This is a genomic window from Ideonella azotifigens (assembly GCF_006519715.1).
Lineage (GTDB): Bacteria > Pseudomonadota > Gammaproteobacteria > Burkholderiales > Burkholderiaceae_C > Ideonella > Ideonella azotifigens.
The window spans coordinates 1-4,357 of sequence record NZ_VIDT01000478.1 but is presented as its reverse complement, the minus strand read 5'-3'; the positions used below and the strand labels follow the sequence as shown (position 1 = coordinate 4,357).

Here is a 4,357-nt window from a genome sequence, read left to right as displayed (position 1 = left end):
CCGACAGGTGCTCGATGTGCCAGCTCAGGCCTTCCTGGGCCAGCAGGCGGGTGACGAACGCCAGGTCGCTCTCGCGGTACTGGATGCACAGCGAGCGGGTGCGCAAGGCCTCGGGTTCGGCCAGCGCCAGGCGCCAGTTGGCGGCGGGGTAGTCGGCAAAGATGTCTTCGGCGATCTGCAGTGCGGTCTGGTCCTGGTAGACGTGGCTGTCCAGGCGCAGGGCCAGCACGCTGAGCCAGGGGTGCATGACCAGGCGGTAGCGGGCCAGGCCGCCGTCCGAGCCGAGCTGGGCGGCTTCGGCGACATAGCCGTGCCAGGGCAGGTAGCTGCCGTCTGCCTGCTTGACGCTGAGCGTCATCTGCTCGCCGATCAGGCTTTTGAGTTCGAAGTAGGCCGAGGTGGAAAGGCAGTCCACCACCAGCTCGAAGGGCTGGCTTACCGCCTCTCGCATCACCGCGCGTTCGGCCACCAGGGACAGGGCCGGGAGCGCGGTCTGCAGCTTCAGCAGCCGCTCGCCCTCTTCCAGCCAGGCGGTGAAGTCCAGCCGGCTCTTCAGCGCCTCGAGGCCAGCATCCAGGGTGTCTTCAATGCCTGTGGCAAGGCTCGTCAATCCTTCCAGCATGAGCGCCTCAAGGCAAGGTGATGGTGACCCAGGCCGACTGGGGCGCGAGTTGCACCACCTGGCTGTAGGGGGCCAGCGTGCTTTCAGTGCTGTTGCGCAGGTGGGTGCGCAGGCCCAGGAAGGCGACTAGGCCGATCACCGCAAAGACGCTGGCCATGACCCACAGCGGCACTTCGCTGCGCAGCTTGTTGCTGATCTGGTCCGGCGGCGCCCAATGCGGGGCGAAGGCTGCGCGCCTGCCCTGCATGTGCACGATCTCGTCGCCCAGCCGTGCGGTCAGGTAGCCCAGCTTCTCGCTGCCCTCCATGGCATAGCGCCCCTGGAAGCCCAGCAGCAGGCACATGTGGTAGACCTCCAGCACCTGCACCCGCACGGCCCCCTCGCCGCGCAGCTTCTCGAGCCGCTCAAAAAATCGCTCGCCTGCCATGTGCTCGCCAAACAGCTCCAGCTGCAGCGGCTTGACGACCCAGGCCTCGCGGATCTTCAGCTTCGAGGTCAGCACGATCTCGTCCAGCAAGCCGCAAAAGGCGAACTTGGCACGGTAGACATCGGCTGCTTCCAGCCCGAGCTTCTTCGCCCCGCGGTCCACCTGCTTGAGCAGGCTCAGCACCCGTTCTCGGAAGACCTCGGCGTCCGCCGGCGCATGGCCGTTGCGCAGCAGGAAGACCATGTAGAAGCCGGGATACAGCAGGTCCATCAGGCCACGCGGTTCGGCGCCGGGCGCCTGCACTGCGCTGCGGGACTGGGTCAGGGGCGCCTGGCCAGCGCCAAAGAGTGAAGGTGCGGTGCTCATCGAATTCTGCTTCCCTGGAAATCTTCTTGAATGTCAGGCGGACCCGTCCACCAGCAAGGCTTCAGCCTTCGCCATTGAGCGCAAACAGCTCCATCTGCAGCTCCGGCAGGCCGCTGGGCGCATAGATGGTGATGCTGCGGCTCTGCAGCATGCGTTCGTACAAGGGGCTGCGAGGCTCCAGCGCGAAGTAGTAGTTGCCAGGCCGCACGGGAATGGCCACCGGCACCTGCGGCAAGTGGGTCAGGCGCACGCCGGCGGTGGCCATCAGCACCACCTTTTCGACGTCGTCCGGCGCGCCCACCTTGAGGCGCTGCGGGATGACTTCGACGATCTCGGCGGGCGGCATCGAGGCCTGCACGCCAAGGTACAGGCGGGTGTTGGCCTCGATCTTCTGCGAGTCCAGCCGGCCCTGGAAATACGATGGTTTCTGCTCGCTCAGCGCGATGGCGAAATAGCGCGTGGAGATCACCGTTTCCAGCAGCTCGCGCAGCATGTGGTCCAGCCGCTCGAAGGCCTGGCCGGGCGCCTCGTGGCGGTAGACCGGCAGATCAGCCAGCGTGAACGAGCGCGAGAAGGTCATCAGCGCGCCGGCCAGTTCCAGCAGGCGCTCGAACAGGCGTTCGGGGTGCAGCTGCGGGTGATGGTGCAGGTGCGACAGCCCGGCAAACGCGGCACTGCAGGTGTGCAGCAGCCAGAACGACGCGATGTCGCCCGAGCGGAACTCGATCACGTGCTTGGACGGTTCGCGGTGCGTGCCGTACAGCGCCTCGACCTTGGCCTGCAGCACGTCCAGCACGCGGCGCAGCACGCCTTGCAGCACCGGCGAAGCCGCCAGCGACATGGTGGGCGGCACGAAGCCTGTGTCGACCTCGAAGGCACCGGTGGCGAGCCTGCGCACACGCACCAGCGGCAGCGAGGTCAGGTGGTCGCGCGCATCGCCATCGGCCAGCAGGCGCACCCGGCGGCGCAGCGTGGCAACGTCGGCATCCACGGCACCGGTGAACCAGTCCGGCGCAGCGTCATTGCGCTGCACGTAGCGCACCCCTGCCCGCCCGCCATCTTCCTCGGGTGTGAAATTGGTGCCGGTGCTGCGCATGGGCGCCAGCGCCAGGTGATAGACGCATTCCGACAGGCCGGACGGCCAGCCCACCAGGGACACCGGCTCAGGCAATTCGTCGTCGGCCGGCGCAGTGCACAGGTCGCCATCGGGGAAGACCACCTGCAACTCAGCCACGCGCAGCACGCCACTGGCCAGTGCGTCGGTGTCCAGCTTCAGCCGGCGCACACCCCAGCTGTACGGATGCAGTGACTGCGCCGTCTCGGCCAGCCGCCACTCGTGGTAAGCATCCTGGCGCTGGAAATGCTGCGGCCGCAGGAACAGGCCTTCGCCCCAGAGAACTTTGGAAGAGCGGATCAAGGGAATGATTCCTGTGCAGGGAGAAACGGGAAGCGAATCCAGGCAGCCGCCAGCAGGTTCGGCATCAGCTCGCGGGGCATTGCACGCCAGCCAGCCGGGTCAGCTCCAGGGCCACGTCCAGCGCCTGCCCGGTGGCCACGCTGAGCGCGCAGCCATGCACGCCAAGCGTCAGCCCGGTGGCCGCGGCGGCCCGCGTATCGAACACAAAACGCCAGCGGCCTGCGGCTGGCGCACGGAACAGCGCCACCACGCCGATGTAGCCCGCCTCGGCGGGAACGGCCTCCGTCACCTCGTAGCGCTGGCCTGGCGTGAGCGCCACTTCCTTGACCTCGACCACATCGCTGGTCAACTCTGAAGTGCGCGCCGATTTAATGTCCTGGAAAGCCGAGTCCGGCACTTGCATGAATGCAGACTTGTCTCTCAGTTTGTAAATTCTAGTAACCACCGGCAACGAATTCCCGGCAGCGTCGATATTCATCACCTGCGCCGCATGCAATCTCAATGCAACCTTGCTCGACTTAGGGTTTTGCGCGGACGGAGGAATCGACAGGTTATCGGGTACCTGCAGTTGCGGCCGTTGCAGGCCCACGGTTTGTAACGCGGTGTCAAGCGCACCACCTGTGCTGGTGGTGCCACAGCCGCCCTGCAGAAGCGCCAACGAAAGCACCGCCAAAGCGCACTGTTGCCGAGAGGAAAACGCCCATTCCTGGCTGCTGCGGGCCCGACCCTTGATGGTGCGGGAGATCGGAAAGACGGCACTCCGAATATGTTTCATTTTGCTGCAATTTGACAGAAGCCCCCACCAGACAAGCTCGGCTGGCGCGACAGTCTATCGGGCAATCCGGCGAAGAGCAGCCAGATCGACTCCCCTAAAGGAGGGTTTGCCGGCCGCCATCCGGCCATATAAAGTGCCCTGCCTGAGATTCGCAAACAGCACTCTCGGAAAACAAAGTTTCATATAACAAGGAAGTAACAAGACATGTTGTCGACGCGCCGCGGCCCCGCGCTCTCCGCCTCTGAAGGTTTCCCAGGTCCCGCACTTCGCACGCCCCTCACAGCGCTGTCCCAGGCTTTGATCCGTGGCGGTCGCTGGGCCGCCATCTCGGCTGCGCTGGCCCTCGCCGCCTGTGCCGCGCCGCCCACCAAGGGACCTGAAGCGCCGCCGCCAGTGCCGTCGATGGAAGACCTGATGAGCCAGGCCGACCAGGCCCAGCAAGCCGGCCAGCGCGAAAAGGCGCGCGACGCCTACCGCAGCGCCGCCAAGGCCTACCCGACCGCCAAGCAACCGTGGCTGAAGCTGTCGGAAGACTATTTCGCCGCCGCCGACTACGGCAACGCCGTGCTGGCCGGCCAGGAAGTGCTGCAGCGCGACCCGCAAGACGCCACCGCCAACAGCATCCTGGCCGTCAGCGGCCTGCGCCTGACTGCCAGCTCGCTGAAGGCCCTGCGCAAGGACGCCGCCTACCCGGTGGGCTCGCGCGAAGAAGCCCTGGCCGTGACCCGTTCGCTGCGCGAAGCGCTGGGC

At 66.2% G+C, this 4,357-nt stretch carries 5 protein-coding genes; 1 reads left to right on the top strand and 4 read right to left on the bottom strand.

Annotated elements, in window-relative coordinates:
- From FKP22_RS22315 to tssJ, 4 genes are all read right to left on the bottom strand, one after another.
- Positions 1 to 622: type VI secretion system Vgr family protein (locus FKP22_RS22315; protein ID WP_211361515.1), on the bottom strand; the 622-nt coding region annotated here is incomplete at its 3' end.
- A 7-nt stretch (positions 623 to 629) separates the two neighbouring features.
- Complete coding sequence (gene icmH / locus FKP22_RS22310) at positions 630 to 1,415, bottom strand: type IVB secretion system protein IcmH/DotU (RefSeq protein WP_141289880.1); 786 nt, start codon at positions 1,413 to 1,415, stop codon at positions 630 to 632.
- 61 nt (positions 1,416 to 1,476) lie between these two features.
- Positions 1,477 to 2,832 carry a type VI secretion system baseplate subunit TssK gene (gene tssK / locus FKP22_RS22305; protein ID WP_141289879.1) on the bottom strand — a complete coding sequence of 452 codons (1,356 nt, stop codon included), beginning with the start codon at positions 2,830 to 2,832 and terminating at the stop codon, positions 1,477 to 1,479.
- Between the two features lie 64 nt (positions 2,833 to 2,896).
- Positions 2,897 to 3,607, bottom strand: a complete 711-nt coding sequence (gene tssJ, locus FKP22_RS22300; protein ID WP_141289878.1) for a type VI secretion system lipoprotein TssJ — start codon at positions 3,605 to 3,607, stop codon at positions 2,897 to 2,899.
- 204 nt (positions 3,608 to 3,811) lie between these two features.
- Between tssJ and FKP22_RS22295 the strand changes: the two genes are divergently transcribed.
- Positions 3,812 to 4,357 (top strand): tetratricopeptide repeat protein (locus tag FKP22_RS22295; protein ID WP_141289877.1); only part of this gene is annotated, 546 nt, incomplete at its 3' end.

Bases quoted from the DNA above. Each gene is read 5' to 3' on its own strand.
- icmH (WP_141289880.1), bottom strand. From the start codon at position 1,415: ATGAGCACCGCACCTTCACTCTTTGGCGCTGGCCAGGCGCCCCTGACC.
- tssJ (WP_141289878.1), bottom strand. From the start codon at position 3,607: ATGAAACATATTCGGAGTGCCGTCTTTCCGATCTCCCGCACCATCAAG.